Here is a 2,362-nt window from a genome sequence, read left to right on the forward strand (position 1 = left end):
GTCCGGGTATTCGTGGAAGAACAGCGCGCCGAGGATCACCGCCCAGACGATCTGCGAATAATGCGTCGGCGCGATCCGGTTGGCGGGGGCGTATTTGGCGGCCAGCAATTGCAGCAATTGTCCGCCTGCGGTGAAGGCGCCCGCCATCACCAGCCAGACCAGCTGCTTTCCATCCGGAACGGTGAAGGAGGTCGCGGCGGCACCGATGCCGTTGAACAGCAGTCCGTACCCGATCAGTACGCCGAGAATGGTTGTGCGTTTTTCCCGCTGCGCCAGCGAACGCATCAGGATGACGTTGGTGGCGGCGAGGAAAGCGATGATGAAAGCGGCAAGGTGGCCTAGGTGCAACTCGCGAAAGCCTGGCCTGACCACCAGCATGACGCCGGCGAAGCCGGCGACCACCGCCAGCCAGCGCCAGGGGCCAACCTTCTCCTTGAGGATCACGGTGGAAAGAATGGTGACGCAGAGCGGCGCCAGAAAGATAAGCGCATAGGCCTCGGCCAGCGGAATGGTGGTGAAGGCATAGACGCTGAGCACGCCTGATGCGATGCCGGCCCAGGCCCGCGCCTGCACCGCCCAGGGACGTTTGGTGCGCCAGAAATCACGCCAGCGCTCGCTGGCCGGCCGGCTGAAGAAAAGGAAGCAGCCGGCGAACAATGTCGAGAAGAAGCCGATCTCGAACACCGTGAATTGGCCGCCCAGGCTCTTGATAACGGCATCGCTGCACGAATAGCTTGCATAGGCGATGAGGGCGAGCAGGATTCCGTTCGGCACGTTTTTTCATTTCCGGGAGAGAATAGTTGAAAATACTGGCGCTCGGTGCGCATCCGGACGACATCGAGATCTTCATGTTCGGTACGATGGCCGCCTATGCCGCGCAAGGCGCAGCACTCACTTTTGCCGTGGCCACCCATGGTGCCAGGGGCGGCAAGAGCGATCCCTCCGTTCTGGCTCGTGTCCGCCGCGAGGAAGCGATGGCCTCGGCCGCGCTGCTCGGGGCCGCGCCGCGCTTTCTCGACTTTCCCGATGGCGGCCTAGTGGCGGATGCCGCCCTGATCGATGCGCTGAAAACGCTGATCAGCGAAATCGGGCCGGACCTCGTGATCACGCACGCGCCCAACGACTACCACGCCGACCACCGCGCATTGTCGGACGGGGTGCGCATCGCGGCGTCGTTCGGCGTCCCCGTGCTGCATGCCGACACGATGGGCGGCACCGGATTCTCGCCGACGCACTATGTCGATGTTTCCGCCCATGCCGAGATCAAGGCCAGGGCAATCCGCATGCACCAGTCGCAGGACCCGGATCGCTTCGTAGATATCGCCCGGACGCAAAACCTTTTTCGCTCAGGCCAATGCAATGGCGCACCGGGGTCGCAGGCTGAAGCCTTTCGCTTCGAACCGATGTTTCCCTTCGGGGATATCCGCGCGCTGCTGCCGCCGGCGCCCCCGATCCGGACGGTGATGATGAGCACCAGGCGGGTCGACTGACCCCTCGGAGCACGTCCACACTCCGCGATCATCCGACCGGCGCTCGGCGCTTTTCCCAACGTTTTCAGATACCGGCGCAAACATGCTGCGGCGCAGCAACGAATTCGCTTGCGTTGTTTAGTAAAAAGAGCATCACTAAACAAATTACTAAACATCTGCGGCGCGACGATGCCGCCATGTTTGGGCCTCTGAGGAGAGAGGTTGAGAGTTCTTGAAACCGTCATCCGGACGTGTTTCACAAATGGGAGGAAGGCATGAAATCGAGCTTTAAACTGGCTTTGGGACTGACCTCTGCGATTGCAGCGTCGACAGCCGTCTCGAACGCCGCGCACGCTGAAGACCTGACGCTGTGCTGGGCCGCCTGGGACCCGGCCAACGCGCTTGTCGAACTGTCGAAGGATTTCACCAAGGAAACCGGCATCGGCATGAAATTCGAATTCGTGCCGTGGACCAACTATGCAGACCGTTTCCTCAATGAGCTGAACTCGCACGGCAAGCTCTGCGACCTGATCATCGGCGACAGCCAGTGGATCGGCGGCGCGGCCGAGAACGGCCACTACGTCAAGCTGAACGACTTCTTCGACAAGGAGAAGATCAGCATGGACGACTTCGTACCGGCGACCGTGGTGGGCTATTCCGAATGGCCGAAGAACACGCCGAATTACTGGGCGCTACCGGCCATGGGCGACGTCGTCGGCTGGACCTATCGCAAGGACTGGTTCTCCAAGCCCGAACTGCAGAAGGAGTTCAAGGAGAAGTATGGCTGGGATCTCGGCCCGCCTGCCACCTTCGACCAGTTGAAGCAGATCGCCGAATTCTTCCAGAAGCGGCAGATCGACGGCAAGACGGTCTACGGCGCCTCGATCTACACC

At 61.4% G+C, this 2,362-nt stretch carries 3 protein-coding genes; 2 read left to right on the forward strand and 1 reads right to left on the reverse strand.

All coding sequences use genetic code 11. From position 1 onward, the window contains the following. The coding region (locus tag EOA36_RS33475; RefSeq protein ID WP_145969459.1) for a DMT family transporter at positions 1 to 774 on the reverse strand (774 nt) is incomplete at its 3' end. A 26-nt stretch (positions 775 to 800) separates the two neighbouring features. Here EOA36_RS33475 and EOA36_RS33480 point away from each other — a divergent pair. Both EOA36_RS33480 and EOA36_RS33485 read left to right on the forward strand, forming a co-directional pair. Further along, positions 801 to 1,490, forward strand: a complete 690-nt coding sequence (locus tag EOA36_RS33480) for a PIG-L deacetylase family protein (RefSeq protein WP_127281014.1) — start codon at positions 801 to 803, stop codon at positions 1,488 to 1,490. A 254-nt stretch (positions 1,491 to 1,744) separates the two neighbouring features. Next, on the forward strand, positions 1,745 to 2,362 hold a 618-nt coding region (locus EOA36_RS33485), incomplete at its 3' end, for an ABC transporter substrate-binding protein (protein ID WP_140706573.1).

The organism is Mesorhizobium sp. M8A.F.Ca.ET.021.01.1.1 (genome assembly GCF_003998025.1).
GTDB lineage: Bacteria > Pseudomonadota > Alphaproteobacteria > Rhizobiales > Rhizobiaceae > Mesorhizobium.